Raw genomic sequence first — 1,716 nt, 5'->3', positions numbered from 1 at the left:
CTAGAAGACTGCTGAAAATCTCGGGTTTTGGCCCCGGCTCGGTGGAGTCGGGGCCAGTCTTGTAGACATGCAGGGGGAATGGGCCGGGGAGATGGTCGGGCCGGATGTGTGGGAGACCTGCCGGGAGTTGATCCCGGCGGGGAGTGTGTTCGCGTTCTTGGCCGAGCACCGTGAGGTGTTGTTCCCGCCGTCGATGTTCGCGGACATGTATCCGTCGTCCAACGGTCGTCCGAGTCTGCCGCCGCAGGTCCTGGCCGCGACGGTGGTGCTGCAGAGCCTGCAAGGGCTGTCGGACTTCGAGACCGTCCAGGAACTGCGGTGTGACTTGCGATGGAAGGCCGCCTGCGGGCTCGGCCTGTACGACACCGCTTTCGATCCGTCGCTGCTGACGTACTTCCGGCGCCGCCTGCGTCACTCGGCCGATCCCATGCGGATCTTCACCAAGGTCAAGGAAGTCGTAGCCGCGACCGGGGTGCTCAAGGGCAGGCAGCGGCGTGCGCTGGACTCCACGGTGCTTGATGACGCGGTGGCCACCCAGGACACCGTCACCCAGATCATCTCCGCGATCCGCCGGGTGATCCGCGAGGTCCCCGGCGCCCAGAAGGTAGCCGCGGAGCACTGCCGGGCGCATGACTACACCGACCCGGGCAAGCCGAGGATTGCCTGGGACGATGAGCTGGCCCGCGCCACGCTGGTCGATGCGCTGGTCACCGATGCCCTCAACCTGCTCGGGCACCTGCCTGAGCAGAACCTGGGTGAGAAGGCGGCGAACGCGGTCGGCCTGCTGGCCCTGGTCGCCGGGCAGGACGTGGAACCCGCCGAGGATTCCGACGGACGTGACGGACGCTGGCGTATCGCCAAGCGCACAGTCCCCGACCGGCTGGTGTCGAGCGTCGATGCCGACGCACGGCACATCCACAAGAACCGCACCCGCCACAGCGAAGGCTTCAAAGGACACGCCTCCTTCGAGCCGGAGACCGGACTGTTCACCGCCGTCGCCCTGACCAGCGGCTACGGTCCCAGCAACCACGAGGCCGCCGTTGCCTGCGATCTGCTGGCCGACGAGGAACAGGGCGCGGAGTTAACCGTGCTCGGCGACTCCGCCTACGGCACCGGCAACCTGCGCGCACAGCTACAGGCCGACGGCCACACCCTGGTGGTCAAGCCGCCGCCACTGCGGCAGGCCGTCCCCGGCGGCTTCACCATCGACGACTTCCGTATCGACCTGGCAGCCGGCACCGCGACCTGCCCGGCCGGACACACTGCCAACCTCGGCCAGATCAAAGCGGACGGCGCCCGCACCGCCCAGTTCAAGCGCGCCTGCACCGACTGCCCCCTGCGGGAACGCTGCACCACCTCCAAGAGCGGACGCACGCTCAACGTCCATCCCCAGCACGAACTGCTGACCGCCGCCCGGGCCCAGGCCGCCAGCGACCCCGCCTGGCAGGACGAATACCGCCGCTGGCGGCCCCCGGTCGAACGCGCCATCGCCTGGCTGGTCGCCAAAGGCAACCGCAGAGTCCCTCACCGCGGCGTCATCGCCAACAACATCTGGCTCCACCACCGCGCCGCCGCCCTCAACCTCCGCCGACTGATCACCCTCGGACTCACAAGGACCAGCGGCACCTGGCACCTCGCCCCGGCCACCGCATAGCGAAAAGGGCCGCCCGGCCCAGGCCGGACAGCCCCACAACAAGATTTTCAGCAGTCTTCTAG

The 1,716-nt window shown here is 68.5% G+C and carries 1 protein-coding gene; it reads left to right on the top strand.

Going from position 1 to position 1,716, the window contains the following annotated elements:
• The first annotated feature begins 67 nt into the window (after positions 1 to 67).
• Entirely contained in the window at positions 68 to 1,654 is a 1,587-nt protein-coding gene (locus ACWCP0_RS42035) for an IS1182 family transposase (RefSeq protein WP_451083974.1), read from the top strand.
• Positions 1,655 to 1,716 lie beyond the last annotated feature (62 nt).

The organism is Streptomyces sp. NPDC001970 (genome assembly GCF_053594115.1).
This window is presented reverse-complemented; position numbering and strand designations above follow the sequence as displayed.